Raw genomic sequence first — 15,649 nt, forward strand, 5'->3', positions numbered from 1 at the left:
TGTAGTTTAAAAATCATGCTTGGCGGTTAATAATGACTATACCAACGTGAATGAGACAAAAGTCGTAATTTTTCGAAAGGTTATTGCTTAGAAATAGTCCATCTGTTAAGATACATATACAACTTAAATCCTGAGATGTACGTAAGGACGTTACTCTTTGAGCCAACACCTTAAAAAAGGGAGCTTGTCGTTGTTGATCTGCTTACATGCCCCGCAAGCTGGGGACGTATAATGATTAATGCAAAGCACCCACCTGCCTGGCAGGTTCAAAGCTTCATTTTCCTACGGCATACTCGGGATCATACTTATGAGCTAAAGTGACCTAGTTGGTTGCTTTTTTTATGTGTTTTTTTCTGTCAATGTGGTATGATCACAAAAGGAAAAGCTTGTTATAAAGGAGATTGATCATAAAATGCTACACCAATTTTCACGAAATGAACTAGCGATTGGCCATGATGGTCTTGAACGATTAAAAGGAAGTACAGTGGCTGTTCTTGGGATAGGCGGAGTAGGTTCTTTTTCTGCTGAGGCACTTGCCAGATCCGGAGTGGGGAAAATTGTACTTGTAGATAAAGATGATGTGGATATTACAAATGTGAATCGACAAATACATGCATTGATTTCGACTGTTGGACAGCCTAAAGTTGATCTAATGGCCAAGCGTATTGAAGAAATAAATCCAGAATGCAAGGTTGTCTCTTTAAAAATGTTTTACACAGAGGAAACGTATGAGTCTTTCTTTGATCATAAGCTAGATTATGTTGTTGACGCAAGTGATACGATTGCATATAAAATTCATTTAATAAAGGAATGTAAGAAGCGGAATATCCCACTTATTTCTAGTATGGGTGTTGCGAATAAGATGGATCCAACACGATTACGAATAACAGATATCTCGAAAACAAGCTATGATCCGATTGCTAAGGTCATTCGAACGAGATTACGTAAAGAAGGCATTCATAAGGGTGTTACAGTGGTTTTTTCCGATGAGAAGCCTATTAAGATTCGTGAGGATATTCGGAAGGAAATCGTACCAGAGTCTGCTGAAGAAGGTTCAATTCGTAAAGCAAAAATGCCTCCTTCATCAAATGCTTTTGTACCTTCGGTTTCTGGTTTAATTATGGCAGGTCATGTCATTACTACTTTATTAGATGGAATAGAAATTAATCGATTATCATAAAAACATTTTAAGGCATCGTAAGATCGTCAGTATTTAGCAAAGTTGTTGCCGAGAGTCTTGGCAACGTTTTAAATGAATCAACTATTTACTCAATAGTAAAAAAGCTTGTCGACAGTCTCTTGTTAAGGGGCTGTATCGACAAGCTTTTTTTATTTCTCTAGTTTTTCGAGGTTTCCATTTCCTTCCATGCGAAAAGCGGTTTGGTCTTCGATTGTGTCTTCGAGAATGGCCATCCGTCTTGCACGGTTCATAATAGAAATAAGTGATTGATAATCTTCTTCAATCATACTATGTTCTTGTTTATTTCTGGCGAGCATTGTTTCTAAATCATTTAATTTTGATGAAGTTCTCTTGAGCTCCGTACGCAAACGATCGTTTTCTAATTTTAGACTACTGGATTGTTCAGTTTGATTCTCGAGTTGTCTTAATTGAACAATAATCGAATCAATTGTTACTGAACCGCTAGTGTTTGACGGCGTCCGATAAAACGATGGTTCTACTATGTTTGTTCGTTCAAATGTTTTTGGTTGAAAGAAGCTGGATGATAGCTCGCGTTTTCGTTCTTTCCTTTCACGTTTAGCTTGGTCTATATGGGTTAAATGTTTCTGTCTCACAACTGCATTCCATCGAAATCCGCATGCTGCAGAAGTTCGATTTAGTGCATCTCCGACTTCATCAAACGCTTTTAATTGTGTGCTTCCTTCTTTTATATGATTTAGGACTGTCTCAGCTAACAGTACATCATCTTCATGGGACCATGCATCTTGTCTTATTTTCATTATCTCAACTCCTGCGATATGTCTTTGTTTTTACTTTTTCCAGTCTTGTTCTTTTTTATACTAGGCTAGTAAAAATCCATTTGAGTAAAGGAGATTATTTTGTCGAGATTGTTGTAACAGAAGCATTGACAGTCTATTTATTAACAGGATGACAGTTTAGGAGCAGCAAAAAAACGCAAGAAGAATAGACTTACTTGCGTTTTTTGTATAAATCGGCTAATGCTTGTTCAAATTTGCCTGTTTGTTTTGGTTCGTAATAACGGTGATTCTTGAATGAGTCTGGCAAATATTGCTGACGAACCCAAGCATCAGGAAAGTCATGCGGGTATTTATATTCCGTGCCTCGACCTAAATTTTTGGCTCCTTGATAATGCGCATCTTTGAGGTGACGAGGGATTTCACCACTTCCACCATCTCTAAGTGACATTAATGCTTCATCGATTGCCTTATATGCACTGTTGCTTTTAGGAGACAGTGCTAGTTCGATGACGGCGTTAGCGAGAGGAATTCGTGCCTCTGGTAGTCCAATCCTTTCCGAGGATTCAATCGCGGCAAGCGTCCTTGAACCAGCTTGTGGATTCGCAAGACCGATGTCTTCATAGGCAATAACTAATAGGCGTCGATGGATGCTAACAAGATCTCCTGCTTCTATTAGTCTGGCTAAGTAGTGCAGGCTTGCATTCACATCGCTCCCACGAATCGACTTCTGAAAAGCAGAGAGTACATCATAGTGAGCGTCCCCATTTTTGTCATGTTGAATGCTTTTTTTCTGAATGCTTTGCTCTGCAGCGGAGAGAGAGACAGTTCTTACATTGTCTTTTCCTTTCAATGTAGAAAGAACGGCTAGTTCAAGAGCATTTAGAGCAGCACGTACATCTCCTCCACAAGCAAGGGATAAGTGAGTAATCGCTTCTGGTGCAATATCAATATTCTCATTTCCGAGGCCGTTTTCTACATCAGTAAGCGCGCGATTTAACGCTTTTTCAATGTCTTCTGGTGCTAATTGCTCTAACTCAAATATATGACACCTGCTACGTATTGCCGGATTTATGGAATGGTATGGGTTTGCGGTTGTTGCACCAATAAGTAGAAGAAGGCCACTTTCTAGGTGGGGCAATAAAAAATCTTGTTTTGCTTTATCAAGTCGATGGACTTCATCAAGAATTAAAATTAAAGAGCCATACATCTTCGCTTCTTCAACTGTGGTTTCCATATCTTTTTTATTGTGTACGGTCGCATTAAGCAACCGAAAGTGTTGACCGCTTGAACCGGCAATTGCACTGGCTATTGATGTTTTTCCTGTGCCTGGCGGTCCATAAAGCACCATAGATGAAAGCTGGTCAGCTTCCACCATTCTCCGCAGAAGCTTGCCTTCATCAAGAAGACTATGCTGACCAATGACGTCATCAATTGATGTCGGACGCATGCGGAATGCTAACGGTTGTCTTTTCATTAAAAATCCCTCCTGTTAGGTGGTGCTCTTCGTAGTGTAGCGCACGATAGGACTACTTGTCCAAACTTAAAACAAGCCTGAATTTCTATCAATCCGGTATGAAAACATGCTATAATGTCAAATGATTATAGAATGGTGGAATAAGTAAGGTATAGGGACAAAGGAAATGACGATGTTTTGTTTTTAACTGCGAGATCGCCAGAAAACATGCTTATTTAAAAAGGAGAATGACTTATGAAAATTTCAACAAAAGGGCGCTACGGACTAACAATTATGATGGCTCTTGCCAAAAAAACTGGTGAGGGACCTGTTTCCTTGAAATCAATCGCTAAGGAATATAAACTATCAGAGCACTATTTAGAACAATTAATTGCACCACTTCGAAACGCAATGCTTGTAAAAAGTGTCCGTGGAGCATACGGTGGTTATATGTTAGCAAAGGATGCTGAGGCCATTACTGCGGGTGATATCATTCGTGTACTGGAAGGTCCAATTAGTCCTGTAGAAGTGCTGGAAGATGAAGAGCCTGCAAAACGTGACTTATGGATTAAAATTCGTGATGCAGTGAAAGACGTGTTAGATAAAACAACCCTTGCAGACTTAGCGAACTTTAAAGAAGAAGGCGAGCAAGATTATTATATGTTTTATATTTAATGGAATGATGGAAGGTGCGGTTTATGGAACAAATTTATCTTGACCATGCTGCAACGTCTCTTTTGCACCCAGCAGCGTTAGATGCGATGTTACCTTATTTTGCGGAGGATTTTGGCAATCCCTCAAGTACACATCAATTTGGAAGGGTTGCGAGACAAGGTTTAATGGAAGCTCGTAAGACAATTGCTGCTTATTTGCAAGCAACAGAACATGAGGTCTTGTTTACAAGTGGTGGTACAGAAGCAAATAATCTTGCTTTAATTGGCTATGCACGGGCGAATAGAGAAAAAGGAAATCATATTATTACGACCGAGATCGAACATCATGCCGTTTTGCATACATTAGATCAATTAAAGTCTGAAGGGTTTTTAGTAACATACTTGAAAGTGAATGAAGAGGGTCTCGTTTCTATTGAGGACGTTCGTAAGGCATTAACGGACAAGACGATCCTTGTTTCGGTAATGTATGGAAACAATGAGGTTGGGGTTGTACAACCGATTGAAGAAATTGGTGAACTTCTATTAGGTCATCAAGCAGTTTTCCATACAGATGCAGTTCAAGCAGCAGGACTCTTGTCACTTGACGTCGAAGCTCTGAATGTTGACATGATGTCTATTGCTAGTCATAAATTGAATGGTCCAAAAGGTGTTGGATGTTTGTATGTTCGGGACCGATTAAAACTTTCACCATTATTTTTTGGTGGTGAACAAGAAAGAAAACGTCGCGCTGGAACAGAAAACGTACCGGGAGCTGTTGGTTTTGCAAAGGCTTTGTCAATTGCGAACGACAATCGAGAACAACGGATTTCTGATTATAAACATTACCGGGAGATTTTTCATTCCATAATGAAACGTCACGAGATTCGTGTAACAGAAAATGGCTCAGAAGTGTTACGGCTGCCTCATATACTAAATGTTTGTTTCGAAGGGATTCACACAGACCAATTATTGATGAAACTCGATTTACTTGGTATTGCTGCCTCTGGTGGGTCGGCTTGTACAGCAGGTGCCCATGTTCCTTCCCATGTTATCAATGCAATGTATGGATCAGGAAGTAAACAGCTTCAAGAAGCTGTTCGTTTTAGTTTTGGACTATCAAATACTGAAGATGAAGTAAGACGTGCATTTGAAAAAATCGCATCATCTGTTAAGGATGAACGTGAACGAAGCGAGTTTATTGTATAAGGTTTTATGCAAGGAAAGTGGGGAACAAAAATGAAAAAAAAACCAGAAGACACACGTGTAGTAGTAGGGATGTCTGGTGGCGTTGATTCTTCTGTTACAGCATTACTGTTAAAAGAACAAGGCTATGATGTGATCGGAATTTTTATGAAAAACTGGGATGACACAAATGATGCTGGTTTTTGTTCAGCTACTGAGGATTATGAAGACGTAGAACGAGTCGCTCAACAACTTGGTATTCCGTATTACTCTGTTAACTTTGAAAAACAGTACTGGGATAAAGTATTTACTTATTTCTTAGATGAATATAAAGCTGGACGAACACCTAATCCTGATGTTATGTGCAACAAAGAAATTAAATTCAAAGCATTTTTAAATCATGCTATCTCCCTTGGTGCTGATTATGTGGCAACGGGACATTATGCTCAATTAGAAGAAGTAAACGGTGAATTCCGCCTTATTAAAGGTAATGATACAAATAAGGATCAGACGTATTTTTTGAATGCTCTTACCCAAAAACAACTTTCTAAAGTAATGTTTCCCTTAGGTCACTTACCAAAATCAGAGGTGCGTAAATTAGCCTCTGAAGCTAAATTAGCAACTGCAACAAAAAAAGACAGTACAGGAATTTGTTTTATTGGAGAACGGGATTTTAAGGAGTTTTTACAAACATTCCTACCTGCTCAACCTGGTAATATGGAAACGACCGATGGCATAGTGAAAGGGCAGCACGATGGTTTGATGTACTACACGTTAGGTCAACGCCAAGGTCTTGGTATTGGTGGTGCAGGTGAGCCTTGGTTTGTGATTGACAAAGACCTTGATCGTAATGTTCTTATTGTTGGACAAGGGTATCATCATCACGGGCTCTATTCAGAAGCATTACATGCAGTTAACATGAACTGGATTTTGAATACTCCGCGTGTTGAACCATTTACATGTAAAGCGAAATTCCGTTACCGTCAAGAAGATCAAGACGTTACAGTAATACCTGGTGATGATGGAAAAGCGTATATTAAATTTCATGATGCGCAGCGCGCGATTACGCCTGGCCAAGCTGTCGTTTTATATGAAGGCAACCGTTGCATTGGCGGGGGAACAATTGATGTAGTAGTGCGGGAAAATGCCTAATTGGTGTTTTCCCCTTTTTAAATGAGGAGGAATTATAGTGGATAATCAAAAAGGCATTGAACTGATGCGTGAGGGAAAGTATGAAGAAGCTGCACAAGAATTTACGGCATATATTGAAGAGTTTCCAAAAGAAGCGACTGGTTATATTAATATGGCCAATTTATTAAGTTTACTTGGTGATTTTGAACGGGCAAAATTGTTTTTTACAAGAGCAATTGAATTAGATGACAAGGCAATTGCTGCTCATTATGGAATCGGTACAGTTTATTATCAAGAAGAGGCGTATCCGCAAGCAATTAAAGCATTTGTTGAAGCTGCAAAACAAGGTATGAATGAAGCGGATTTATTTTATATGCTTGGAATGAGTCACTACCAGCAAGGTGCGCTTGCACATGCACAAGCAAATTTAAGTCGAGCTATTGAACTTAACCCATCAGACAGTGAGATAAATTTTCAATATGGACTTTGTTTAGCCCAGCTCGAACAATTGGAAGAAGCACAAGTTTATTTGGAAAAAACAATCGAGCTTGAACCAAGTCATGCCGATGCTTATTACAATCTAGGGGTTATCCATGCAGGTAATAATAAGGCGGAAGCCGCGCTTGCATCATTTAATTCTGCTCTATCTCATCAACCTGATCATTTACTGGCTGGGAATGGTAAACGGGTGGTTGAAGATGCGATAAATAACGGGTGAGCGAAATGGAGACTGATGACATTCAAGGCTTCATTAAAGGAAAAGTAACAAACGTATTGTTTCGCAATGATGAGAATGATTATACCGTTTCAACTGTCCGGATTGAGAAAAGCAACGAACAAGTTGAGTCAAATAAGATCACAATCATTGGTCATTTACCGGAGCTAGAACTTGAAGAGACCTATCTGTTTTTTGGTCAAATGACTGCCCATCCTCGATTTGGTGAGCAATATCGAGTAGACACGTTTAGACGGGAATTGCCACAAACAAAAAGTGGCATTAGTCGATTTTTAGCTAGTGACCGTTTTCCTGGTGTTGGAAAAAAGACAGCTGAAGCGATTGTAGAGACTCTAGGTGAAAGAGCGATTTCTGCAATTATTGAAGATCGCAATGTGTTAAAAAAAATTCCTAAGCTGAAACAAGAAACTGCAGATATGCTCTATCATCAATTGTTGGAACAGCAAGGTGCAGAGCAAGTCATTATACAATTGTCGCAATATGGTTTCGGAACTGAATTATCAATGAGTGTTTATAGAGTGTATAAGCTGCAAGCATTAGATATTATTCGGACGAACCCTTATTTGCTTATTCAAGATGTAGAAGGTGTGGGATTCCGTAGAGCAGATCAACTTGGAGCTGCTATTGGGCTGACTGGTAGTCATCCAGAGCGTATGCGTGCAGGTTTATTGTATTTAATAAATGAGTTAAGTATTCAAGAAGGGCACCTTTATTTACTTGCTGAATTATTGACGAGAGAAGCGAGCGCTCTTTTATCTAGTCCACAAGAAAAGATCGATGAGGCTTTATTGATGGAGACCATTTCACAAATGAATGAAGAAGGTCTCTTAGTAAAAGAAGAGGATCGTGTTTATTTAAAATCGCTTTTTTATGCCGAAAAAGGAATAGCAACAAATATTAGGCGCATAATGACTCAAAAACTAAAGCAAGAGTTTCCGCGTGCAGAAGTTGAGAAAACGTTGGGCAACCTAGAAGAAAATCAAGGTGTAACGTATTCTGCTACACAAAAGGAAGCAATTCAAACTGCGCTGGAGTCTCCATTGCTGCTTCTAACAGGAGGACCTGGTACAGGAAAGACGACTGTAATTAAAGGAATTGTTGAAGCGTACGCTTCTCTACACGGTTTGTCGCTTGATTTAGGGGAGTACAATAAGTCTAAACCCTTGCCGATAAAACTGGCAGCTCCTACAGGGAGAGCCGCGAAACGGATGGCTGAAGCAACTGAGTTGCCTGCAAGTACGATTCATAGCTTACTTGGATGGAAAGGGAGCGCGACAGGTTTTGAAAAGGGAGATCACGAACAACTGGAAGGTGAATTGCTTATTGTTGATGAAATGTCAATGGTGGATGCTTGGGTAGCGAATCAATTATTTAAAGCAATTCCCAAGGGGATGCAAGTTGTTCTAGTTGGTGATGAAAATCAGCTCCCTTCTGTTGGGCCAGGTCAAGTTCTTCGTGACTTGTTAGAAGCAGGCATAATGCCAACCGTGCAGCTAAAAGATATTTATCGCCAAGCTGAAGGTTCATCAATTATTGAATTGGCTCATGCAATGAAAGACGGACAATTACCAACTGATTTTATCGAAAAAAAAGCAGACCGACGTTTTTTCCCGTGTTCTCTTTCTCAAGTACAAACAGCGGTGTGGCAAATTTGCGAGAATGCATTAAAAAAAGGGTATAGTGCCAGAGAAATTCAAGTACTTGCACCGATGTATAGAGGGCAAGCAGGCATAAATGAATTAAATGGCATGTTACAGTCTCTCTTTAACCCTCAAAAAGAAGAACGACGCGAAATGGCTTTTGGCGATATTGTTTTTCGAAAAGGGGATATGGTCCTCCAGTTAGTGAATAACACAGAAGAAGGCGTTTATAATGGCGATAGAGGCGAAATTGTTGCCATTTTTTATGCGAAAGAAACAACAGAAAAAAAGGATCAACTTGTTGTTTCCTTTGATGGTTTGGAAATTACTTATGAGAAAAAGGATTTTTCACAATTGACCCACGCGTATTGTTCATCGATTCATAAAGCACAGGGAAGCGAATTTCCCATCGTAGTTATGCCGGTTATTTCGAGCTATCGACGGATGCTTAGACGGAATTTATTATACACAGGTATTACAAGAGCAAAGCAATTTTTACTCCTTTGCGGCGATTTAAATACATTTGAATACGCAATTAGTCATGCAGATGAACATCGTCATTCTAAATTACAAGAACGCCTAAAAGAATGGAGTGAACGCACTGGTAACGTTCCCCGGGCATATTGAAATGTTGTGTTGCACACATTAAGTATGTTCGGAAGGGTGGTGCAACTTTTGCGAACGATGCAAGCATTAATGGGGTTACCGATCATTTCATGTTCAAATGGGGAAGAGCTAGGTAGAGTAGTTGATGGATTGTTTGATGGAAAAATGGTTGCAGGATTATCCATTAAACAACCAAAATGGTTTACTCATCATATGTTTTTACCCATATCGGCGATTCTGGAAGCAGGACAGGCAGCAATTATGGTTGCGAATCCATCTGCCTTGCAACGTGTGGCCGAAAAGCACAAACAGCTTTATCCAATCTGCACGAGCCGCAGACGCTTCAAAGGCAAACCACTATTATCCAATGAAGGAGACATTTTAGGCCTTGTAGAAGATGTATATTTCTGCGTCGAAATGGGCACGATCATAGGGTATGAGGTGACAGATGGTTGGCTAGTCGACTTAAAAGAAGGTCGTAAAATCGTAAAAGGTGAAGACCTGGTCATTAGCAAAGAAAGAGCCATACTGTCTCTGTAAAAGGAGGCACCTATGATGCGTTGTCCAAACTGCGAGCGTAAAGACATTGGAAAGATTGGTTCAAACCAGTATTATTGCTGGAATTGCTTTATTGAGATGAGTTTAGTTAAAGGAACACTTCAGCTTCATCAAGTTGAAGAAGATGGATCTTTAAGCTCACTTGATGATTTATTTGAAGAAGATGTGCGCCGTGTAAACATGTAGTGAATCGAGGTGAGTCGCTTGCGGAAAACAATAGCCCCGCTTATGGTCATCGGTTTAGGAGCAGCATGGTATTCAATGAATGATCGAAAAACGAAAAAGAAAGTGCATTCTTTTTTTGAACCATTAATGGATGCTGATAAAAAGCTCATGAACACACGCACATGGAAAAAAACGAAAAAGAAAGTGAAGCGCTTATTTGATTAAGCGTTCTAAAAACGGCCAATGGCCGTTTTTTTGTTTAACGATGGAGTCTACTGCATAAGCTAACGATGACAGAAAGGGGTTCGGATGAAGATGAAGCGTGAGCGATTACAGCAAGACGTATTAAAATGGACAAAATGGTTATTAATGATCATTTTTTTCATGTTGTTGTTTTATGCATTATCTTTTTTAAAACCGGTTTGGGACATTGCTTTAACATTAATATGGCCAATTGTTTGCGCTTGTGTAGCAGCGTATTTGCTTCATCCAATCATTGAAAAACTTGTTCATTTAGGATTATCTCGTGGAATCGCAACATTTGGATTGTTTTTTTCCTTCATAGTAATAATAGGCGTTTCTTTACTGTTTGGTGTGCCGGCATTAATGAAGCAAGTAAATGAAGCGATGGACGTATTACCACAACATCTTGGTCTAATTAAACAGTCCATTTTTTCCTTACAACAATCAGCTGAATCATTGCCTGACCCGTTTGGGGATCATGTGTCAGAATGGAGTGGAAGGGTTGAATCATTTGCTGCAAGGGGTCTCGATCAACTTGAGACAGTCATTCTTGCTTTAATTCGATCGTCAATGACGTGGGTGATTGTGCCATTTCTTGTTTTTTATTTATTGAAAGATTACACCTTGTTGCAACGAGTGGGCTATTATTTAACACCAAGGCCATGGCGAAAAAAAGCTTTGCGCTACTTGCATGATGTTGATCATACTTTTGGTTCCTACATACGAGGTCAGCTTTTAGTTGCACTCTGCGTAGGAGGGTTATCAACGATCGTTTTTTGGCTTTTGGGAGTACCTTACCCTATTGTATTAGGTCTATTTGTAGGTGCTACTGATTTAATTCCATACTTCGGAGCGCTTATAGGAGCTATTCCTGCAGTGGGGGCGGCGTTACTCGAATCAACAACGTTAGGTATTTATACTGCTATTTCTCTAATCATTATTCAACAAATTGAAGGGAATGTGTTATCGCCACTAATTGTGGGCAGAACAGTTCATCTACACCCAGTATTTATTATCCTTGCATTGCTAATTGGTGTTGAAAGTGCTGGAGTAATTGGATTGTTAATAGCGGTCCCTCTCGCCGCAATTATAAAAGTAACCGTATTGCATATACGTCAGTTAGTCAAAGGTGACATTGAGTTTGATTGACATTTAGGCGATCGAACGCTATAATCGTCGTGAATAGAAGATCGTAAGGAAAGATAGCTAAATACTATGAAAGAACGAGTACGCATTAAACCGTTTTAAAAGAGAATTGCTTTCTAGGCTGGAAAAAGCAAAAACGAAGTAATGGGGAACGCTATTCTGGAGTAGCGAGAAAAACTCGCCGTAACCTGCGTTAAAGGTGCTTGAGTGATGGGAGTTTATTGCTGCCATAATGAGGGTGGCACCGCGTGAACAGAGATCTCGTCCCTTTTGATAGGGAGGAGTTTTTTTGTTTGCCTATTTACATAAGGAGTGATAAAAATGAAACGATTAACTTCCGCAGAAGTTCGTCAAATGTTTATTGATTTCTTCAAAGAAAAAGGTCATTCGGTTGAACCAAGTGCATCACTTGTGCCGTTTGAAGATCCAACGTTACTCTGGATTAATAGTGGTGTTGCTACCTTAAAAAAATACTTTGATGGACGAGTTATTCCTGACAATCCAAGGATTGTAAATGCACAGAAATCAATTCGTACAAATGATATTGAGAATGTTGGTAGAACTGCACGTCATCATACATTTTTTGAGATGTTAGGCAATTTTTCAATTGGTGAGTATTTTAAAGAAGATGCGATTAAATGGGGGTGGGAGTTTCTTACAGATGAAAAATGGGTTGGCTTTGAACCGGAAAAGTTATCTGTAACTGTACACCCAGAGGATCATGAAGCGTATGCTTATTGGTTAGAAAAAATTGGGGTACCCGCAGAGCGCATTATACGACTTGAGGGTAATTTCTGGGATATCGGTGAAGGACCAAGTGGCCCAAATTCAGAGATTTTTTATGACAGAGGCCCTGAGTATGGGAATGATCCTACTGATCCAGAATTATATCCAGGGGGCGAAAATGACCGCTACTTGGAAATTTGGAATTTAGTATTCTCTCAATTTAACCATAATGCTGATGGAACATATACTCCTTTACCTAAGAAGAACATTGATACTGGAATGGGATTAGAACGGATGGTTTCTGTTATTCAAGATGCACGGACTAATTTTGATACAGATCTGTTTCTGCCTATTATTCAAGAAACGGTAAAACGATCTCAAGCTACTTATAATACTGGCAACGATGATGCAGATACAGCTTTCAAAGTCATAGCTGATCATATTCGAACAGTAGCATTTGCAGTGGGAGATGGCGCTCTCCCTTCTAATGAAGGACGAGGGTATGTATTACGTCGCCTATTACGCCGTGCGGTCCGTTTTGCTAAAGCTATAGGAATCGAGAAGCCGTTCATGTATGAGCTTGTTCCAGTTGTAGGGGACATTATGAAAGACTTTTATCCTGATGTTGTACAGAAGCGTGATTTTATACAACGTGTCATCCGTACTGAAGAAGAACGGTTTCACGAAACGCTTCATGATGGACTTGTTATTTTAAATGAAGTGATGAAAAAAGCGCGGGAGCAAGGGAAGCAAGTGATTGCTGGTGAAGATGCTTTCCGTCTTTATGACACGTATGGCTTTCCAATTGACTTAACCGAGGAATATGTTGAAGAGCAAGGATTCCTTGTTGATCGAGACGGATTTGAACGAGAAATGGAAGGTCAGAGGAGTCGTGCTCGAGCTGCCCGTCAAGAAACTTCTTCAATGGGCGTACAAGAAGATATTTTTGGTGAGTTAAAAACACCAAGTATGTTTGTTGGTTATGAACAGACGGAAGCGAGTAGTACGATTCAAACAATTGTTCGCGGAAAAGAATCTGTGGAAGAAGCTCATGAAGGCGATATTGTTCAATTATTGCTTGATGAAACTCCGTTTTACGCAGAGAGTGGGGGGCAAGTAGCTGATCGTGGTACGTTGCATACCGATGCTGGGGAAGCTGTTGTTACAGATGTAAAAAAGGCTCCAAACGGTCAACATCTTCATACGGTGAATGTGTTAAATGGTGAAATTTCTGTTGGTGCTAAGGTCAGTGCTCGAATTGAAGTTCGTGAACGACTTGATATTGTGAAAAACCATACAGCAACACATTTACTCCACCAAGCGTTAAAGGATGTACTTGGCGAGCATGTCAATCAAGCAGGATCACTCGTAAATAGTGAGCGCCTACGCTTTGATTTCTCTCATTTTGGGCAAGTTACACCAAATGAAATGAAGCAAATCGAAGAATTAGTGAATGAAAAAATTTGGTTGGCACTTCCAGTTGAAATAGCAACAAAAAGTTTAGAAGAAGCTAAATCTATGGGTGCGATGGCTCTATTCGGTGAAAAATATGGAGAAGAAGTTCGAGTTGTACAAGTTGGCAATTATAGTCTAGAACTTTGTGGTGGCTGTCATGTTCGTAATTCTTCAGAGATAGGCTTGTTCAAGATTATAAGCGAATCTGGTATTGGTGCAGGTGTGCGAAGAATAGAAGCTGTTACTTCAAAGGGTGCTTATGAATTTTTAAATGATCAAATCAGCATGTTACATGATGTGGCTGAGCGCTTAAAAACAAAGCAAGTAAGGGATGTGCCACAGCGCATCGATGGCTTACTAGCTGAATTACGTGAAGCAAACCGGGAAAACGAATCATTGACAGCTAAATTAGGCAAATATGAAGCGGGTCATCTAACGGATAAAGCGGTCGTAATTGATGGTGTAACTGTTGTTTCAGCTGCTGTCCAAGCGAAAGATATGGATGCACTACGCTCAATGGTTGATACGTTAAAACAATCTTACGATAAAGCAGTTATTGTTCTTGGTGCTAAAACAGGAGAGAAACTATCATTTGTAGCAGGTGTAACGAAACCAGCAATGGAAGATGGATACCATGCGGGCAAATTGATTAAAGAAGTCGCTGCTCGTACCGGCGGCGGCGGCGGCGGTCGCCCTGATATGGCCCAGGCCGGTGGTAAAGATCCGGCTAAATTAGAAGAAGCACTGGCGTATGCAACGGAATATGTAAAATCAATTTCCTAATTAGCCATTTATGTTGTACAATAAAGGTTAATGTAAGGTTGACCGATTCTTTTTGATAAAAGAACGCTAAAAGAGGTGAGAGCTAGTTGAGTTCAATGGATAACACGATGCAGTTTAATTTTAATGATGATTCCTTTGATGAAGATGTACAAGAAGTGCTCTTGTCTGTTTATGATGCGCTTGAGGAAAAAGGATACAACCCAATTAATCAGATCGTTGGCTATCTGTTGTCGGGAGATCCCGCATATATCCCTCGCCATCGTGATGCTCGAACGCTCATACGTAAGCTTGAAAGGGACGAGTTGATTGAATCACTTGTTAAATCTTATTTACGTCAACATGGCAAGGAGAGCAAATGAGAACTCTTGGTCTTGACGTGGGTACTAAAACAATTGGTGTGGCGCTTAGTGATGCTTTTGGTTGGACAGCTCAAGGTTTATCGACAATTAAGCGCCATGAGAGTGATGTGGAACCGGATTTTAAGGCAATAGCTGCGTTAGTGAAAGAACATGAGGTTCAAACAGTTGTAATAGGGTATCCTAAAAATATGAATGGTACAATTGGTGAAAGTGGGCAAAGAAGTGAGACATTTGCTCAAACACTAAAAGAATACGCAAGTGTTGAGACCATTCTTTGGGACGAACGACTAACTACAGCGGCAGCTCAACGTGTTCTCGTGGATGCAGATGTAAGTAGAAAAAAACGAAAAAAAGTTGTGGATAAAATGGCAGCTGTTTTTATTTTACAAGGTTACTTAGATCGTCAGTCACAAACTTTGTCGTAGATATACTATAGAATTGAGGGATTTTTAATGGCACAAGAAGAAAAAGAACGTTTTGTAATACCAGATGAAGAAGGGACAGAGCACTTATTTGATGAACTGTTTCGCTTTTCTGTGGACGAAACGGGTAAATCATATATAGTACTTATTCCAGTTGGTGACGATGAAACCGATGACGAGGAAGTAGAAGTGTTTGCTTTCCGTTATGAAGATCGAGATGATGAGGAAAATGATATTGCATTCTTCCCTGTTGAAACAGATGAAGAATGGAGCATGATTGAAGAAATGTTAAACACGTTCACTGAAGAAGAGGAAGAAGACGAAGATCAGTAAAAACGAAAACCCGTGCAATTTCTGCACGGGTTTCCTTTCGAATGAAGACGCATTTTATGCTACTTGTTGTCTAATACTCACACTATTTGTGTGATTTATAGTATAATGGGGCGGGTAAGG

General features: G+C 39.8%; 16 protein-coding genes, 1 other RNA gene and 1 other annotated feature. Of the genes, 15 read left to right on the plus strand and 2 right to left on the minus strand.

Annotation, left to right across the window (positions count from 1 at the left end):
* Positions 1–124: 124 nt before the first annotated feature.
* A non-coding RNA gene (gene ssrS / locus BK584_RS01070) (6S RNA) lies at positions 125–304 on the plus strand.
* Positions 305–412: 108 nt separating this feature from the next.
* A complete protein-coding gene (locus BK584_RS01075; RefSeq protein ID WP_078390875.1) occupies positions 413–1,180 on the plus strand; it encodes a tRNA threonylcarbamoyladenosine dehydratase in 768 nt (255 codons plus the stop codon).
* Between the two features lie 149 nt (positions 1,181–1,329).
* Here BK584_RS01075 and BK584_RS01080 read toward each other — a convergent pair whose 3' ends face one another.
* Both BK584_RS01080 and BK584_RS01085 read right to left on the minus strand, forming a co-directional pair.
* Entirely contained in the window at positions 1,330–1,959 is a 630-nt protein-coding gene (locus tag BK584_RS01080) for an RsfA family transcriptional regulator (protein ID WP_078390876.1), read from the minus strand.
* Positions 1,960–2,149: 190 nt separating this feature from the next.
* Positions 2,150–3,412: a replication-associated recombination protein A gene (locus BK584_RS01085; protein ID WP_078390877.1), complete on the minus strand. Its 1,263-nt coding sequence runs from the start codon at positions 3,410–3,412 to the stop codon at positions 2,150–2,152.
* Between the two features lie 234 nt (positions 3,413–3,646).
* Here BK584_RS01085 and cymR point away from each other — a divergent pair, with 234 nt between their 5' ends.
* The 13 genes from cymR to BK584_RS01150 all read left to right on the plus strand — a co-directional run bounded on the left by cymR (position 3,647) and on the right by BK584_RS01150 (position 15,529).
* The gene (gene cymR / locus BK584_RS01090; protein WP_078390878.1) at positions 3,647–4,066 is read left to right on the plus strand and encodes a cysteine metabolism transcriptional regulator CymR; all 420 of its coding nucleotides are present in this window, start codon (positions 3,647–3,649) and stop codon (positions 4,064–4,066) included.
* Between the two features lie 23 nt (positions 4,067–4,089).
* The gene (locus BK584_RS01095) at positions 4,090–5,250 is read left to right on the plus strand and encodes a cysteine desulfurase family protein (RefSeq protein ID WP_078390879.1); all 1,161 of its coding nucleotides are present in this window, start codon (positions 4,090–4,092) and stop codon (positions 5,248–5,250) included.
* 30 nt (positions 5,251–5,280) lie between these two features.
* Complete coding sequence (gene mnmA, locus BK584_RS01100; RefSeq protein ID WP_078390880.1) at positions 5,281–6,378, plus strand: tRNA 2-thiouridine(34) synthase MnmA; 1,098 nt, start codon at positions 5,281–5,283, stop codon at positions 6,376–6,378.
* A gap of 37 nt (positions 6,379–6,415) precedes the next feature.
* A complete protein-coding gene (locus BK584_RS01105) occupies positions 6,416–7,075 on the plus strand; it encodes a tetratricopeptide repeat protein (RefSeq protein WP_078390881.1) in 660 nt (219 codons plus the stop codon).
* Between the two features lie 5 nt (positions 7,076–7,080).
* Complete coding sequence (gene recD2, locus BK584_RS01110) at positions 7,081–9,360, plus strand: SF1B family DNA helicase RecD2 (protein ID WP_078390882.1); 2,280 nt, start codon at positions 7,081–7,083, stop codon at positions 9,358–9,360.
* A 57-nt stretch (positions 9,361–9,417) separates the two neighbouring features.
* Positions 9,418–9,879, plus strand: coding sequence for a PRC-barrel domain-containing protein (locus BK584_RS01115; RefSeq protein ID WP_245808965.1), 462 nt, complete (start codon positions 9,418–9,420; stop codon positions 9,877–9,879).
* Between the two features lie 12 nt (positions 9,880–9,891).
* Positions 9,892–10,083 (plus strand): YrzR-like zinc ribbon domain, encoded by a 192-nt coding sequence (locus BK584_RS01120; protein WP_078390884.1) that lies wholly within the window; start codon positions 9,892–9,894, stop codon positions 10,081–10,083.
* Between the two features lie 18 nt (positions 10,084–10,101).
* Positions 10,102–10,287 (plus strand): DUF3918 family protein, encoded by a 186-nt coding sequence (locus BK584_RS01125; RefSeq protein ID WP_078390885.1) that lies wholly within the window; start codon positions 10,102–10,104, stop codon positions 10,285–10,287.
* Positions 10,288–10,371: 84 nt separating this feature from the next.
* Positions 10,372–11,454 (plus strand): AI-2E family transporter, encoded by a 1,083-nt coding sequence (locus BK584_RS01130; RefSeq protein ID WP_245808782.1) that lies wholly within the window; start codon positions 10,372–10,374, stop codon positions 11,452–11,454.
* A 57-nt stretch (positions 11,455–11,511) separates the two neighbouring features.
* Positions 11,512–11,723, plus strand: a binding site (T-box leader).
* Between the two features lie 49 nt (positions 11,724–11,772).
* A complete protein-coding gene (alaS, locus tag BK584_RS01135) occupies positions 11,773–14,415 on the plus strand; it encodes an alanine--tRNA ligase (protein ID WP_078390887.1) in 2,643 nt (880 codons plus the stop codon).
* 86 nt (positions 14,416–14,501) lie between these two features.
* Positions 14,502–14,774 (plus strand): IreB family regulatory phosphoprotein, encoded by a 273-nt coding sequence (locus tag BK584_RS01140; protein WP_054712443.1) that lies wholly within the window; start codon positions 14,502–14,504, stop codon positions 14,772–14,774.
* Positions 14,771–15,199 (plus strand): Holliday junction resolvase RuvX, encoded by a 429-nt coding sequence (gene ruvX / locus BK584_RS01145; RefSeq protein ID WP_078390888.1) that lies wholly within the window; start codon positions 14,771–14,773, stop codon positions 15,197–15,199. Before BK584_RS01140 ends, ruvX begins: the two co-directional genes overlap by 4 nt.
* Positions 15,200–15,226: 27 nt before the next feature.
* The gene (locus BK584_RS01150; RefSeq protein WP_078390889.1) at positions 15,227–15,529 is read left to right on the plus strand and encodes a DUF1292 domain-containing protein; all 303 of its coding nucleotides are present in this window, start codon (positions 15,227–15,229) and stop codon (positions 15,527–15,529) included.
* The last annotated feature ends 120 nt before the right edge of the window (positions 15,530–15,649 follow it).

It is taken from the genome of Shouchella patagoniensis, assembly GCF_002019705.1.
Lineage (GTDB): Bacteria > Bacillota > Bacilli > Bacillales > Bacillaceae_D > Shouchella > Shouchella patagoniensis.

Coding starts and splice junctions, on each gene's coding strand:
- BK584_RS01075 (WP_078390875.1), top strand. CDS start 413: ATGCTACACCAATTTTCACGAAATGAACTAGCGATTGGCCATGATGGT.
- BK584_RS01080 (WP_078390876.1), bottom strand. CDS start 1,959: ATGAAAATAAGACAAGATGCATGGTCCCATGAAGATGATGTACTGTTA.
- BK584_RS01085 (WP_078390877.1), bottom strand. CDS start 3,412: ATGAAAAGACAACCGTTAGCATTCCGCATGCGTCCGACATCAATTGAT.
- cymR (WP_078390878.1), top strand. CDS start 3,647: ATGAAAATTTCAACAAAAGGGCGCTACGGACTAACAATTATGATGGCT.
- BK584_RS01095 (WP_078390879.1), top strand. CDS start 4,090: ATGGAACAAATTTATCTTGACCATGCTGCAACGTCTCTTTTGCACCCA.
- mnmA (WP_078390880.1), top strand. CDS start 5,281: ATGAAAAAAAAACCAGAAGACACACGTGTAGTAGTAGGGATGTCTGGT.
- recD2 (WP_078390882.1), top strand. CDS start 7,081: ATGGAGACTGATGACATTCAAGGCTTCATTAAAGGAAAAGTAACAAAC.
- BK584_RS01115 (WP_245808965.1), top strand. CDS start 9,418: ATGCAAGCATTAATGGGGTTACCGATCATTTCATGTTCAAATGGGGAA.
- BK584_RS01120 (WP_078390884.1), top strand. CDS start 9,892: ATGATGCGTTGTCCAAACTGCGAGCGTAAAGACATTGGAAAGATTGGT.
- BK584_RS01130 (WP_245808782.1), top strand. CDS start 10,372: ATGAAGATGAAGCGTGAGCGATTACAGCAAGACGTATTAAAATGGACA.
- alaS (WP_078390887.1), top strand. CDS start 11,773: ATGAAACGATTAACTTCCGCAGAAGTTCGTCAAATGTTTATTGATTTC.
- ruvX (WP_078390888.1), top strand. CDS start 14,771: ATGAGAACTCTTGGTCTTGACGTGGGTACTAAAACAATTGGTGTGGCG.
- BK584_RS01150 (WP_078390889.1), top strand. CDS start 15,227: ATGGCACAAGAAGAAAAAGAACGTTTTGTAATACCAGATGAAGAAGGG.